The sequence below is a fragment of the Mesorhizobium cantuariense genome (assembly GCF_042647205.1).
Classification (GTDB): Bacteria; Pseudomonadota; Alphaproteobacteria; order Rhizobiales; family Rhizobiaceae; genus Mesorhizobium; species Mesorhizobium cantuariense.
Window position 1 is genome coordinate 7,022,577 of the sequence record NZ_JBHRVD010000001.1, and the last position, 14,350, is coordinate 7,036,926.

The 14,350-nt window shown below is 63.5% G+C and carries 15 protein-coding genes; 3 read left to right on the forward strand and 12 right to left on the reverse strand.

The window, feature by feature from the left end:
- Positions 1-365: 365 nt before the first annotated feature.
- Together ACFOJ9_RS34320 and ACFOJ9_RS34325 are read left to right on the forward strand one after the other, a co-directional pair.
- Positions 366-551: a hypothetical protein gene (locus ACFOJ9_RS34320; RefSeq protein ID WP_378985923.1), complete on the forward strand. Its 186-nt coding sequence runs from the start codon at positions 366-368 to the stop codon at positions 549-551.
- Between the two features lie 93 nt (positions 552-644).
- Positions 645-1,703: an aminopeptidase gene (locus ACFOJ9_RS34325; RefSeq protein WP_378988244.1), complete on the forward strand. Its 1,059-nt coding sequence runs from the start codon at positions 645-647 to the stop codon at positions 1,701-1,703.
- Positions 1,704-1,769: 66 nt separating this feature from the next.
- Here ACFOJ9_RS34325 and ACFOJ9_RS34330 read toward each other — a convergent pair whose 3' ends face one another.
- From ACFOJ9_RS34330 to ACFOJ9_RS34375, 10 genes are all read right to left on the reverse strand, one after another.
- Positions 1,770-2,756, reverse strand: coding sequence for a methyltransferase (locus tag ACFOJ9_RS34330; protein WP_378985925.1), 987 nt, complete (start codon positions 2,754-2,756; stop codon positions 1,770-1,772).
- Between the two features lie 216 nt (positions 2,757-2,972).
- Positions 2,973-3,206 carry a hypothetical protein gene (locus tag ACFOJ9_RS34335; RefSeq protein WP_352870067.1) on the reverse strand — a complete coding sequence of 78 codons (234 nt, stop codon included), beginning with the start codon at positions 3,204-3,206 and terminating at the stop codon, positions 2,973-2,975.
- Between the two features lie 109 nt (positions 3,207-3,315).
- Positions 3,316-3,699: an SMU1112c/YaeR family gloxylase I-like metalloprotein gene (gloA2, locus tag ACFOJ9_RS34340; protein ID WP_378985927.1), complete on the reverse strand. Its 384-nt coding sequence runs from the start codon at positions 3,697-3,699 to the stop codon at positions 3,316-3,318.
- A 76-nt stretch (positions 3,700-3,775) separates the two neighbouring features.
- Complete coding sequence (locus ACFOJ9_RS34345) at positions 3,776-4,756, reverse strand: 2-dehydropantoate 2-reductase (protein WP_378985929.1); 981 nt, start codon at positions 4,754-4,756, stop codon at positions 3,776-3,778.
- 2 nt (positions 4,757-4,758) lie between these two features.
- Positions 4,759-6,285, reverse strand: coding sequence for an acyl--CoA ligase (locus ACFOJ9_RS34350; RefSeq protein ID WP_378985931.1), 1,527 nt, complete (start codon positions 6,283-6,285; stop codon positions 4,759-4,761).
- 87 nt (positions 6,286-6,372) lie between these two features.
- Positions 6,373-7,959, reverse strand: a complete 1,587-nt coding sequence (ggt, locus tag ACFOJ9_RS34355) for a gamma-glutamyltransferase (protein WP_378985933.1) — start codon at positions 7,957-7,959, stop codon at positions 6,373-6,375.
- 47 nt (positions 7,960-8,006) lie between these two features.
- Positions 8,007-8,807, reverse strand: a complete 801-nt coding sequence (locus ACFOJ9_RS34360) for an ABC transporter permease (protein ID WP_378985935.1) — start codon at positions 8,805-8,807, stop codon at positions 8,007-8,009.
- Positions 8,804-9,730 (reverse strand): ABC transporter permease, encoded by a 927-nt coding sequence (locus ACFOJ9_RS34365; RefSeq protein ID WP_378985937.1) that lies wholly within the window; start codon positions 9,728-9,730, stop codon positions 8,804-8,806. The genes ACFOJ9_RS34360 and ACFOJ9_RS34365 overlap by 4 nt, the downstream gene beginning before the upstream one ends.
- A complete protein-coding gene (locus ACFOJ9_RS34370; protein WP_378985939.1) occupies positions 9,730-10,812 on the reverse strand; it encodes an ABC transporter ATP-binding protein in 1,083 nt (360 codons plus the stop codon). Before ACFOJ9_RS34370 ends, ACFOJ9_RS34365 begins: the two co-directional genes overlap by 1 nt.
- Positions 10,813-10,992: 180 nt before the next feature.
- Complete coding sequence (locus ACFOJ9_RS34375; protein ID WP_378985941.1) at positions 10,993-12,033, reverse strand: ABC transporter substrate-binding protein; 1,041 nt, start codon at positions 12,031-12,033, stop codon at positions 10,993-10,995.
- 238 nt (positions 12,034-12,271) lie between these two features.
- Between ACFOJ9_RS34375 and ACFOJ9_RS34380 the strand changes: the two genes are divergently transcribed.
- Positions 12,272-12,973, forward strand: a complete 702-nt coding sequence (locus tag ACFOJ9_RS34380; RefSeq protein ID WP_378985943.1) for a GntR family transcriptional regulator — start codon at positions 12,272-12,274, stop codon at positions 12,971-12,973.
- Positions 12,974-13,038: 65 nt separating this feature from the next.
- Here ACFOJ9_RS34380 and ACFOJ9_RS34385 read toward each other — a convergent pair whose 3' ends face one another.
- Positions 13,039-13,803 (reverse strand): SDR family NAD(P)-dependent oxidoreductase, encoded by a 765-nt coding sequence (locus ACFOJ9_RS34385; RefSeq protein WP_378985945.1) that lies wholly within the window; start codon positions 13,801-13,803, stop codon positions 13,039-13,041.
- A gap of 190 nt (positions 13,804-13,993) precedes the next feature.
- On the reverse strand, positions 13,994-14,299 hold the full coding sequence (locus ACFOJ9_RS34390; RefSeq protein ID WP_378985947.1) for a hypothetical protein: 306 nt from the start codon (positions 14,297-14,299) through the stop codon (positions 13,994-13,996).
- Between the last annotated feature and the right edge of the window lie 51 nt (positions 14,300-14,350).

Here is a 14,350-nt window from a genome sequence, read left to right on the forward strand (position 1 = left end):
GTGACCATGTGGTGTTGTCGATCGACTATGTGATCGTAGGTGCTCCTGGAAGGACCTATGAGGTGGGAACTGGCATTTCCGTAAGTGATAGCCCTTGGGGATGGAAAGAAACATATAGCGGGAACGCCGAGGTTACTGCTTGGGGCGCTGGTGCCATTCACATACGGCAAAAGGATGCGGGCGAACCATTCAAAGTTTGCGTGGACTCGTCAGGCATGAATGCCATCACAATCTTTAGTATGGAGTTTTAGGGCAAAGGCGGAGCGGACCAGGTATTGTGCCTAGCCTGTAGACGCAGTTGGCGTCACGGCTCCAGGCGATGCTGCTGATGGCATACCGCATTTGGTGATGCGGACGTCGTCGTCATGTTCGACGTGCTTGAGCACATCCCGGATCTGGGTTTTCTCACCGGCCTTCGGGCTCGCTACCTGGCCGTCGCCGTCCCCTATTGCCGCTGGCGCGAACTCGGCGCCGACGGCGACGCATGGTTCCGGACGTGGCGCATGCGTCTCCCCAATGAGCACCTGTCCGTATTCTTTAGAAAGCTATAGACCTCGATCAAATCAATGCGACTGCTTGCGACCTTGGGCAATCGCGACAATCGCCCTATCGAAACGGGTGAGCAGTGCCGTGGGCAAATCGTGATGCGCGCATTCTTTCGATTGGTTGCCGTTGTGATCGTGGTGTCCGGCGTGACCGGTTGCACCAGTATTTCCTACTACGCGCAATCCGTGAAGGGTCATCTGCAGATCATGACGGCGCGCCAGGATGTCGGAAAGCTGATCGAGGATCCTTCCACGCCGAAGGTATTGCGCGCCCGAATGGCATCGGCGAGCGCCATACGACAGTTTGCAACAGATGAACTGGCGCTGCCCGACAACAACAGCTATCGCAGCTATGTTGATATCGGTCGGGACTCGGTGACATGGGCTGTCTTCGCCGCGCCGGAATTCTCGCTGACGCCGCGAACATGGTGTTTTCCTGTTTTCGGCTGCGTTCCCTACCGGGGATATTTCTCCAAGAAGTCCGCGACTGAAATCGCTGTCGAACTTCAAGGACAGGGCATGGACGTCTATGTGACGGGCATCACTGCATATTCCACGCTTGGCTGGTCAAGTGACCCGCTGCTAAGCACGATGCTCGGCCAGGATGAAACCTATCTTGCAGGGCTGGTTTTCCATGAACTGGCCCACCAGCGCGTCTACGTGCACGACGGTTCCGCATTCAATGAGGCGTTCGCTGTCGCCGTCGAAACAACCGGCGTGAAAAAATGGCTGCGCGCGGCTGGCGATACCGCCGCATTGCGCCGGTACGAAGCCGCCCGGAGGCGCAAAGCTGAATTTCTTGCGCTGGTGTCGCAGACCCGGGACGAGCTGACGAAAGTCTATTCCAACTCCGGCACCTCGGAGCAAAAGCTGGCCGCAAAGACGGCCGCGATTGAACGGCTGCGGATGCGCTACCGACACATGCGCGACAGGCGCTGGGGTCGATACCGGGGATACGATGCCTGGTTCGCGTCCCCAATCAACAATGCAAAGCTCGCCGCGACTTCCGTTTATAGCGATCGGGTGACCGCGTTTCTCCGCCTGTTCGACTTGTGCTCGGGCGACTATGTCAGGTTCTATGCGTCGGTTCGACGGATTGGCGCACTGGACGTAGCTCACCGTGCCGAAGCACTTGCGGTGGCAGATAGCTGTTATTGAGCCGGTCAAATGTGAAGGCCTGAAGCGTCGGAGAGCCTTTCCTCCGAAACCGACCTTCAGCCACGATCAGCCCGTGAGGCGCCCACGAAACAAGGTGCAGCCGTCCGTCAGGCGCGACCTGGAAATATCCCGGAATCCAGCCTCGGTCATCCACGCGCGATACTGACCTTCAGTGTACGATTCGCCGTGGCGATAGAGGTTCAAGAAGGTGAGATTCAGAAAGACACCCTCAGGCGGGCCGAGGCGGTCGTCATCGACCACACCCCACCCCGCAATTGCGATCTCGCCTCCTTGTGTGAGGCAACGCGCCGCGTTCAGGATCGAACTGCGCGCCTGGTCCGGCGGAAGGACCTGGACGACGGCCTTCAGGATCGCCAGATCGTGCCGACCGATCGATGGCGCGACAGTTATGTCCCCCTCTTCAACAACCACGTCGTCGGCACCGTATTCTGACAGGATAGCTGGCGCGACCGCTGCGACCGTTGGGAGTTCCATCAGCGTCGCCGCAATCCGCGGCCACCGCTCACGAAGTCCCACGAGTATAGTCCCGGCGCCCCCGCCGATGTCGATCACCGAACCGACCGCAGAGAGGTCCATCTCCTGCGCCAGATGTCGGCCGAAAATCACCCCGCCCGGTGCGAGCATGCGGCTGAAGGCCGCCGCGGCGTCGGGCTCCGCTTCGGAAAAGTCGTGCAGCGCAGCCGGCCGGTTCTGTCGCAGCGACTCTGCGGTCAGCAGGTCGGCTCCCCAGAGCTCGCGCAGGAGCGCATGATCGCCGCCGCGATAGCTCGGCTTGGACGCGTCGAGGAAGGCCGACGCTTCGGCTCCGTTGCGAAATTGACCATCCTCGACTTCGAGAAGACCGATGCTGGCGAGTGCGTAGAGGAGCCGCGACAGACGATCGGGCTCGACTTTGAGCGTGGCCCCAAGGCTGTCAGCAGTCGCTGCGCTGCCACCGAGCCGGGTGAAGATGCCAAGGTCCAGCCCGGCGCGAAGCGCCAAGGCGGGGGGCACCGCTGCGATCAGCTTGTCGATCCGATCGGAATCCGCCATGTCACATCCCCTTCCGCGATCCAGGACAAGTCATTATTTCGAGCGACCGACACGATGACGTAACGGATACTCCTGGCAAAGCTGAACGAACGTCGGCTTCGGAGAATGTCTATCGCCGCCTCGAACGTCCAACATGCGGCGCAGTCCCGACGTCCGGATGGCGACGGACCGGCCGAGAACTCCCAACGGTGCGGTTGAGATCGCCCGCGCGCGGTTCTACTGGTCCGAAAACCTCACGCTCACGCCGCGCTGCCGAAAATAAGCCTGCATCAATTTGCGGCCCGAGCGGTTGTTCTGCGCCAACTTGGTCGGATCGAACACCGCCTGTTTTATCCCCTCTCGTGTCAGCGCCGCCTTAAGCGTTGCGATATGTGCGTCGATGTCGGCATTGTCCGCCCGGAGCGATGCATAGATGCTTTCGGTCGCCTCGGCCACGGTCGGTTCGCTCACTGGTGTCGTCCTTTGGTTGGTTGGGCGGCGGCTTAGCACAGATTCGCGGCTCCGCCGATACCGATGAGACCGTCAGTACACAACGCCCGTCGCGAAAGCGAACCGTTCCTTATGGGGCCTCGTAGAGTTCCAGCGGCAATCCATCTGGGTCTCTGAAAAAGGTAAACCGTTGGTCTGTATATGGGTCGATCCGGATTGGCTCAACGGCAACGCCTGCGGCTTCCAGGCGCATAATTACGGGATCAAGATTAGCCACCGCAAATGCCAGATGTCTCAGGCCTGTCGCCTCTGGATGGGACGGCCGCATCGGCGGTGCAGGGAAGGAGAACAATTCCAGTTGGACCGACCCGATCCGCAGATCCGCCTTCCATGACTGCCGCTCCTCCCGATAGACCTCCCGGATCAGATCGAGGCCGAGGAGTCCGACGTAGAACCGTCGCGACCGGTCGTAGTCGGTGCAGATGAGCGCGACGTGGTGAATGGCGTTCAGCATGCTACTAACTCTAGTCAAGCTGGGATTTGAGGCCAAGGTGCTCATGCCACGGCTCTGATTTACCCCTAAGCGCCCCTCACACATAACACCCGCGCTCTATCGCCAGCCGCCGCACCAGCGCCAGCACGGCATCGATGGTGGGGGTCGGCTTGTCCGTTAGCCGGCCAAGTTCCTGCACGGCCGTCACCAGCGCGTCGATCTCCATCGGCCGGCCGCGCTCGAGATCCTGCAGCATCGAGGTCTTGTGCTCGCCGACATCGCCGGCGCCCTTGATGCGCCGGTCGACCGCGATGGGAAAACGCACGCCCAGGCTTTCGCCGATCGCCTGCGCTTCCAGCATCATGGTGCGGGCCAGCGTGCGGGTGCCCTCGTCGGCGACGATTGCCGCCAGCGTGCTGCCGGTCAGCGCCGAGATCGGGTTGAAGGAGAGATTGCCCCACAGCTTCACCCAGATTTCGCTGCGGATATCGTCGCGCACCGGCACCTGCAGCCCGGCCTTGACCATCTCCTCGGCCAGCAGCGTGACCCGTTCGCTGCGCTCGCCGGAGGGTTCGCCGAGCGAGAAGCGCTTGCCTTCGACATGGCGAATGAGGCCGGGAGCGTCGACCTCGACGGCGGGATAGACGACCGAGCCGATGACACGCTGCGGTCCGATCCGCTGCCAGATCGCGCCGCCCGGATCGACCGCGTTCAGCCTGGTGCCTGCGAGCGGCCCGCCGACGCCGTGGAAATACCACCACGGCACGCCGTTCTGCATGGTGACGACTGATGTGTGAGCCCCAAGCAGCGGCGCGATCTGGTCAAGGGCTGGGGTGAGGGAGTGAGCCTTCAGCGCCAGCACGACATAATCCTGGGCGCCAAGCTCTTCGGCCTTGGCAGAGGCCCGCACGGGGACCGACATCTCCTGGCCATCCTCGATCAGGCGCAGGCCATTTGTCTGGATCGCTTCCAGATGCGCGCCGCGCGCGACGATTGAAAGATCGATCCTGCCGGCGATGGCGAGCTTGGCCGCGAGATAGCCGCCGATCGCACCGGCGCCGAAGATGGTGATCTTCATCGTCAAAGTCCGAGTTTGGCGGCAAGGCCGATGCGCTGCAATTTGCCGGTCGCGCCCTTGGGGATCTCATCCAGGATCAGGATCTTGCGCGGCACCTTGAAGTCGGCAAGCCGCGTCGCGGCATAGGTGCGAATGTCGCCCTCGGAGGCACTGATGCCTTCGCGCAGCACCACCGCCGCCGCCACCTCTTCGCCAAGCTTGTCATGCGGCATGGCAAAGGTGACGACCTGCGCCACCGCCGGATGATCCATCAGCACATCGTCGACCTCGAGCGGCGAGATCTTTTCGCCGCCGCGGTTGATGATCTCCTTGAGCCGTCCGGTGACCCTGAGATAGAAGTCCTCGTCCAGCACGCCCTGGTCGCCGGTGTGGAACCAGCCATGCGCGAAAGCCGTGGCGTTGGCATCCGGGTTCTTCTCGTAGCCGGCGGTCACATTGGGTCCGCGAATGACGATCTCGCCGGTCTCGCCGGCTTGGAGCAGCCGCCCGTCAGGCGCCATCACAGCCACATCCGGACCGGCGGAGGCACCGACGCTGCCCGGCTTGCGCTGGCCCGGCGGCAGCCGGTTCGACGCCATCTGGTGCGCGGCCTCGGTCATCCCGTAGGATTCGATGACCGGGCAGGCGAAGGTCGCCTCCAGCTCGGCCATCACTTGCGCCGGCAACGACGCCGAGGACGAGCGGATGAAGCGCAGACGCGCTGCCGCCAGCACCTCGGTGTTGCGCGCCGCCCTGGGCAGGATCGCCTGATGCATGGTAGGCACCGCCGTGTACCAGCTTGGCTGTGCCTCGCTCAGCCACTGGAAGAAGCGCAGCGCATTGAAGCCCGGCGTGCAGTAGATGCTGCCGCCTGCAGCCAGCGACGACAGCACGGCCGCGATCAGGCCGTGAATGTGGAACAGCGGCATGATGTTGAGGCAACGGTCATTGGCCGTCAGGCCCAGCGTCGCGCCGATATGGGCGGCCGAGGCCGCGATGTTGGCATGGCTGAGCGGCACCAGTTTTGGCCGCGATGTCGTGCCGGAGGTGTGCAGCAGAAGCGCGATGTCGCCGTCCTGCGCCATATCAGGCGCTGCCGGCGGTCCGATCGCCGCGCCCTCTATCCTGAAACTCCCCGCCGGTGCGTCAGGTTGCGCGACAAGCCGCAGCACGCCGATGCCGAGGCGCTCGGCCACCGTCACCGCCGGTCCGGTCTCGCCCTCCGCAACCAGGATCGCCTTGGCGCCGATGTCGGTCAGGTAGAAATCGAGTTCGTCGGCCCGGTAGGCTGGATTGAGCGGCGCCGTCGAGGCGGCGGCCGCCACGGCGACGAAGGCCGTGGCCATCTCGGGTCCGTTCGGCAGCACGATCGCCACCCTGTCGCCCCGGCCGATGCCGCGCGCACGCAGCTGTTCGGCCGTGGCGGCGATCAGACCGCGCAATCCGCCATGGCTGAGCGTCGCCCTGTCGGGAGCCAGGATGGCGGGCGCATCATCGGCGCCGGCGGCGAGACGGCGGGAGAGGTCTTTGGGATTTGCAGTATTGGTCATGGTCACCGGATGGATTTCGAAGGACTATTGGGAGCCCCGCTGACGGGCTTGCCTCGATATGGATACGCCATTGGACAACGGATCGCGTCAGTAGCCAAGCGCCAAACCATCCTTGCGCGGATCGGAGGCGCCGGTCAGCGTCCCCTTCTCCCAGTCGATCAGCACCACCTGCCCACCGCCCAGCGGGTGATGCGGCTCGGCGATGCGGTGGCCGCGCCGGCGCAGGCCCTCGATCGCATCAAGAGGAACGCCACGCTCGGCCTCCACCGTGTCGTCATTGTAGAACACTCGCGGCGCATCCAGCGCCTGCTGCGGGTCCATGCCGAAGTCGATCATGTTGGTGAGCAGATGGACATGGCCGAACGGCTGGTAGCCACCGCCCATGACACCGAACGGCATCACGACGCGGCCGTTCTTCGTCGCCATGCCGGGCATGATCGTGTGCATCGGCCGCTTACCGGGCGCGATGGCGTTCGGGTGCGCAGGCTCAAGGCGGAAGCTCGAGCCGCGGTTCTGCAGCACGACACCGGTCTTCGGGCCGACGACGCCGCTGCCGAACGAATAATAGGTCGAGTTGATGAAGGAGACCGCGTTGCGGTCGCGGTCGACGATGGAGATGTAGACCGTGTCGCTGCCGGGCAGGTCCACGCGCGGCAGATGCGTCATGGCGCGTTCGCGGTCGATCTCGGCGCGTAGCCGGTCGGCATAGGCGCCGGACAGAAGCTGCTTGACCGGCACCGGAATAACGTCCTGGTCGCCGACATAACGGTCGCGGTCGCGGTAAGCCAGCCGCCCGGCTTCGATCTCCAGATGCAGGCGCTCCGCGCCATTGGGGTCGAGCCCGCCAAGCTTGAAGCCCGACAGCAAATTCAGCATCAAAAGCGCCGTCAGCCCCTGATTGTTCGGCGGCATCTGGTGAATGTCATGGCCGCCATAGGATATGCTGACCGGCGCCACATAGTCGCCTCTGGTCGAGGCGAAATCCTCAGCCGAATGAAGGCCGCCCAATTCGTTGAGCCGGCGCACTATGTCGTCGGCGACGGCGCCCTCGTAGAAACCGGACCGGCCGTGTTTGGCGATGATGCGCAAGGTGGCCGCCAGTTCCGGCTGCCGGTGGACATCGCCGGCCTTCGGCGCCTTGCCGCCGGGCAGGAAGATGCGCGCGGCATGTTCGTCGGCCGACAGGTCGGTCTCCGGTTCGGCCCAGTCGAAGGCGACGCGGTCATGCACGACATAGCCGTTTTCGGCATAATGGATGGCCGGCGCCAGCGCCTCGGCAAGGCCCTTGCGGCCATGGTCCTCGAGCAAGCGGCTCCAGGCATCGACGGCGCCCGGCACGGTGACCGCATGCGGTCCCTGCAGCGGGATGCGGTCGAAGCCTTTTTCGAGATACCAGTCGACCGTCGCCTTGGCCGGCGCCCGGCCGGAGCCGTTGAAGGCCAGCACATTGCCTTGTCCCGCCGGACTGTAGAGCACGAAGCAATCGCCGCCGATGCCGGTCGACTGCGGTTCGACCACCGCCTGCACCGCTGCGGCGCAGACCGCGGCGTCCATGGCGTTGCCGCCGGAGCGCAGCATCTCGATCGCCGCAAGGGTTGCTAGCGGATGCGACGTCGCGGCAACCGCCTCGGTGGCACGAACCGGCGAGCGGCCGGGAAACTGGAAATCACGCATTCTGTCTGGATATCCCCTGGTCACTTCTGCGAATTGGTCACTTGAAATCAATGCCGCCGGCCGAAGATCTGCGCAACCGACAACAGCACGACCGAGAGCACGATCAGGCAGGTCGAGATGGCGGCGATCGTCGGGTCGATCTGGTCACGCAGCGCATTGAACATGCGGCGCGTCAATGTCGTCGTCTCGCCGCCCGAGATGAACAGCGAGACCACCACCTCGTCGAAGGAGGTGATGAAGGCAAACAGCGCGCCCGAGACGATCGAGAAGCGGATCTGCGGCATCGTCACCTGCCAGAAGGCGGCGACGCGGCCGGCACCTAAGCTGCGCGCCACGCGTTCCTGGTTCATGTCGTAGGAGCGCAGCCCGGAAAGCACGGTCAGCACCACCAGCGGCAGCGCCTGCACCGTATGCGCGATGACCAGCCCGGTCAGCGTGTTGTTGAGCCCGATGCGTGCATAGAGGAAGAAGGTGCCGATGCCGATCAGGATCACCGGGACGATCAGCGACGCCGTCAGCAGCGCGTTGATGGTGCCGTTGAAGCGCAGCGTGCCCCTGTTGATCGCATAGGCTGCGGCAGTGCCGAGCGGTGTCGCCACCAGCACTGTCATAACAGCCACCTTGACCGAGACGATCGTGGCGTCACGCCATTCCAGCGATCCGAAATAGGCCTGGTACCAGCGCAGCGACCATTGCTGCGGCGGGAATTGCAGCAGCGTCGAATCCGAAAAGGACATGATGACGATGATGATCGACGGCGCGATCAGGAACAGCAGCACGAGGCCGCCGAGGCAATAGAGCCACAGACGTTGCCGGTGCGAGATCGGCAGGCCGATATCCTCGCTCATCGCGAACTCCACACACCGGTGGCGCGCGCGCCGAGCAGCCACTGGAACAGGCCGAGAAGCGCCAGCGTGACCACCAGCAGCACCACGCCAAGTGCGGCGCCCGCACCCCAGTTGGAATAGAGGCTGGTGGTCTGTTCCATGCGCATCGCCCACATGATGACCTTGCCGCCGCCCATCAGCGCAGGCGTGACGAAGAAGCCCAGGCAGAGCACGAAGACGATAACCACGCCCGAAGCGAGGCCGGGCAGCGACAGCGGAAAGAAGATCTGCCGGAAGGTCGCGACCGGACCGGCGCCAAGGTTCATGCCGGCGCGCAGGCAGTCGGTGTCGATGGTCTTCATCGAGGCGTAGAGCGGCAGCACCAGGAACGGCAGCAAGATGTGGGTCATGCCGATGACGACGCCCGAAAAATTGTTGGCGAGCGACAGCGGCTGGCTGATGACACCGAGGTCGATCAGCCAGCTGTTGATCAGGCCCTTGCGCTGCAGGATCACCAGCCAGGCATAGGTGCGCACCAGAACCGATGTCCAGAACGGCAGGATGACGAAGATCAGACAGATCGACGCCGCCCGGCGCGGCAGCTGCGACAGCATGTAGGCCAGGGGGTAGCCGAGCAGGACGCAGGCGCCGGTGACGATGAGGGCGACCTTGAAGGTGGTGACGAAGGTCTTGATGTAGGAGGCCTGTTCGAAGAAGCGCGCATAGTTGGCGGCGCTTAGCGCACCGGCCTCGTCGAACTGCGACAGCCAGAACAGCCAGCCGATGGGCACGATGATGATGGCGAAGACCAGGAACAGGCTCGGCGACAGCAGCGCCAGCAGCCGTAGTGATTCACGCCGGGCGTCGGCGCGAAGTGCCTGCGTGTTAAGCTCCCGGCCTGCGCCGCTGCCAATCTCTTCCATGAGGGCGGGCTGCGCGCTCATCAGTCTGCCGCCACCAGGATCGTGTCCTGCGCATCGAGGCCGAGGCTGACCGGCTGGCCGGGCGCCGGCATTTTCGCCAGCACATCGCTGCGGCAATAATCGCGCAGTGTCAGCTGGCGGCCGTCGCGCAACACCGCGTAGCAGACGAAGCTGTCGCCCTGGTAGATGATGTCGCTGAGCGTCGCCTCGAGCACATTGACGCCGTTTGGCTGTTCGGCATTTGCCAGCAGCCGCAGCTTTTCTGGCCGCACCACCATCAGGTGCTGGCCGGCTGTCGGCGCCGGCGCTGCGGTGTGGATTCTGCGGTCCTCGTACCAGACGGAGCCATTGCGGCATTCGACCGGAATGAAATTTGATTCGCCGATGAAGCCGGCTACAAACCGCGTCCGCGGCGTGGCGTAGAGGGTTTCAGGCTTGTCGAGCTGTTCGATGCGCCCGCCGTTCATGACAGCGATGCGGTCCGACATGGTGATGGCTTCGCGCTGGTCGTGCGTGACATAGACCGTGGTCATGCCAAGCCGGCGGTGCAGGGCGCGCAGCTCGATCTGCATGTGCTCGCGCAGGCCCTTGTCGAGCGCCGACAGGGGCTCATCCATCAGCACGATGCGCGGCTCGAAGACGATGGCGCGCGCCAGCGCCACGCGCTGGCGCTGGCCGCCGGAAAGCTGGTCGACCCGGCGCTCGCCCAGCCCCTGCAATTTCACCAGATCGAGCGCCTTCTCGACACGCTCGGCTGTCTCGGCAGGGGCGACGCCGCGCTGCTTCAGCGGAAAGGCGATGTTGTGAAAGACGTTCATATGCGGAAACAGCGCGTAGTTCTGAAACACCATGCCGATGTTGCGCTTGTGCGGCGGCGTGGTGATGATCTCGTCGTCGCCGACCCTGATCGAGCCGGCATTGGCCCGCACAAAGCCGGCCAGGATCATCAGCAGCGTCGTCTTGCCGGAGCCGGAAGGGCCGAGCAGCGTCAGGAATTCACCGGCCTCGACATCGAGGTTCAGGTCGCGCAGCACCGCTACGCTGCCAAATCGTTTCTCGATCCGGCGCATGCTGATCGGCAGCGCGGATGGCGCAATGGACAAGATTTTTCTCTCCTTAGAGCAATTCCAGGAAAAGTGTGAAGCGGTTTTCCGTCCGGAATTGCGTGAAAACAAGAGATAGAGTGGTTCGACGTTTCCGAGAAACGGTGAACTGCTCTAGCCGGCTGACAAGAGGTGGCGAGGCAGCTGCTGGTTGCGCCGCCCCGCCGTGCTCCTATGGCCCTATTGCTGGACCAGATTGTTGAACTTTTCCGTCGCCTCGACCAGGTTGTCGCGCCAGAACTCGGCATCCTGCAACACTTGCTTCTTGACGTTTTCGGGCGCCGAATTGATGTCCTTGATCCTGTCCTGTGGGATCTTGCCGGTCTCGAAAGCCTTCTCGTTGACCGGGCCATTGTCGACATAGAGCGGCAGATTGGCCTGCAATTGCGGGCTGACGAACATCGCCAGCGCCTTCATGGCCGCGTCCTTGTTCTTGGAGCCTTTGGGAATGACCATGCAGTCGGCGGTCAGCACGCCCTGGTCGAAGGAAAAGCTGATCGGCGCGCCTTCCTTTTTCAAGGTGCCGGCGCGGCCGTTCCAGATGCTCGCCATGTCGACTTCACCGTCTTTCACCAGCTGCATGGCCTGGGCGCCGGAGGTCCACCAGGCGTCGATATTACCGCGGATTTTGTCGACGGACTTCAACGCGCCGTCGATGTCGACCGGATAGACCTTGTCGATCGGAATACCCTCGGCAAGTGCGGCAACGCTCAGCGTTTCCGTCGCCTGGCTGCCGCTCAGCGCGCGCCGTCCCGGAAACTTTTCCACGTTCCAGAAATCGGCCCATGTCTTCGGGCCTTTGTCGCCGAAGACGTCCGTCCGGTAGATCAGCACGACGGAGGTGTAGGAAATGCCGACCCAGTCGTCATGGACGAGCTTCGGGTTGATGCCGCTCTTGTCGATGATGCCGTAGTCGAGCTTTTCGAACAGCCCCTCCTTCGAACCGCGCGCGCATTCGTCGGCGCCCAATTCTGTGATGTCCCATTTCACCGCATTGCCGGTCACCTGCAGCCGCACGTCGTCGAGGCCGTTGGTGGTGTCTTCCTTGATGGTGATGCCGAGCGCATCGGCGGTCGGCTTGAAGAACGCCTTGGTCTGCGCCTCCTGGTAGGTGCCGCCCCACGAGGCGACGGTGATGGTGTCGCCCGCCATGGCGGGGGCTGCGAGCGAGGCCATGAGGGCCGCCATCGCGACGATACTAACGCTTCTGGTCCTGTTCATTTTCGGCTCTCCACCGGTGTTCCCATTGTTTTTGATTTGGCATGCTATTTTGTATACAATTTTGAGTGTAGCCTAGCGATCGATGTTGTCAACACCGCTGGCGCGCTCGAATTTTACGCGCTTCGTGCCGGACCAGGTTGGTGAGGGACGGCGTCGCTGGAGGCGTGGCAAATTGCGCCGACTGCGATTACAGCTATGCGTGTTCCGGCTGGAAGGCCGGAGAAGTGGGAAGGGAACCTTGGCCAAGGAAACCAAAAATACGTTGCGCGACTCGGTCTACTCCGCGCTCAAGGCGATGATCGTGACCGGCCAGATTCCGCCGGGCTCGCGTGTCACCGAAAACGACATCGCCGTGAAGCTGAATGTCAGCCGAACGCCGGTGCGCGAGGCCTTCAACCGCCTCGAGCGCGACGGCCTGGTCACCGGCAGGCCGCGCCAGGGTTATGTCGTCACCGAGTTCGACATCAATATGTTCCGCGAGGCCTTCGAGATCCGGGAACTGCTCGACGGCCACGCGACGGAACTGGCAGCCGTCGCGGCGACGGAAGCGGACAAGGCGCGGCTGCGCGCCATGCTGGCCGAATGCGAGCGGCTGGCCGCCATTCCGGAGCGCACCAACAGGGAAAAATTCCAGGAACTGGAAGTCGGCATCGACCTGCACCGCGTCATCGCGCAAATCAGCGGCAATGTCATGCTGCACGGCATGCTGTGCGGCATCCTCGACAAATGCCAGCACTATGTCTGGACCGAACTGCTCTGGCTGGACGAATGGAAGATCGCCCGCGACGAGCACGCCGAAATCGTCGACGCCATCTGCGCCGGCGACGCTGCCAGAGCCGGCACGCTGGCGCGCGCTCATGTGCGGGGCTCGCGAGACAACGTGCTGCGCCTGCTGCAGGCGAAGTCGGACTATCGGAATTTTTTGGCCAAGGCGTCGTGAGGGGCGAGGAACTTGGGCGAGGCCTGCCCGCCGGCTGACCCCGACGACAAACGCCAACTGAGCCTTCAGCCCTTGCGCTCCTGAAGGCTGTTGCCGCCATCGACCACCAGCAGGGCGCCGTTGACGTAGCTGGCGCCTTCCGATGCCAGGAACACCACCGCAGCGGCAACCTCATCCGGCCGCCCGGCCCGCGCCGGCGGCGTGTGCAGGGCGGCTTGCCGCTCCATTTCGCTCGATGAGCCCGTTTCGATCCAGCCGGGCGCCACGGCGTTGGCCGTGATGCCGTTTTTCGCCACTTCCAGCGCCAGCGTGCGCGTCAGGCCGACCATGCCGGCCTTGGCGGCGGAGTAGGCGGCCGTGCCTTCGAAAGACACCAGCGGCCCGGTGACCGACGCCACATTGACGATGCGCCCGTAGCCCGCTTCGACCATCGCCGGCAGAAACGCACGGGTGACTAGGAACGCCGTCTTCAGGCTGACGTCGATCCCCTGATCCCAGTCGGCCTCGGTCATGGCGAGGAACGCCTTGTCGACCGAGGGCGATGCCAGCGAGCCCATGCCGGCATTGTTGACCAGGATATCGACCGCGCCGACATCAGCCCGCAGCCGCGCGACATCGGCGGCGATGGTGAGATCGGAGACCACGGCTTTGGCATCGATGCCTTCGGCGCACAACTCGGCGGCGCGCTCAAGCACACGCCCACTGGCGCCGGTGAGGAAAACGGCATGACCGGCATGGCCGAGCTGCCGGGCAATGGCAAAGCCGATGCCGTCGGCCGCACCAGCCCCGGTGATCAGCGCGCGCTTGGTGCGGGTAGGGGGTATGGTCAAATCAGGCTCCGCTGGTTTCCGCTTGTCGCGCACGGTCGTGCGGTAGCCCCGCAATCAACGAACCATAGTCCATGGACCTATTGGCGCGTCAGCATGGACGCCACGGATAACCATGTCTCCGCTGGAGCGCTATGACATTCTCGCCCCGGCCAGCGAATGCCGCCGCGCCCCCCGACGCTCTCGGAAGCCGCTATGATCTCCGCAGACTACGGCGAGTAAGGAAAGCAATACCACGCACCTCTTGCTCTTGGCGATGAGCGCCATAGGCGCAATCAAGACCGGCGCTTTGCAACTTGGTGGCGATTATCGCTTCCGATTTCGAGATCATCAGTTCGCTGCGGCGTGAGCGGTGGATGTGCTTGCCGTCAAAAATCTTTCTGCCGACCACGATCGGTTGGGGCGGTCCGAATAGATGGGTAAGCCCGCGCGCCGGGTCAACGACTACACTGCGGGCTTTGGTGGCCAGACGCCCGAATCGCTTCGGCGATTTCGTCACATTCGCCGCTTCCTTAGCGGATGAAGGCGGCGAACCGTTCAATTAAGCGAT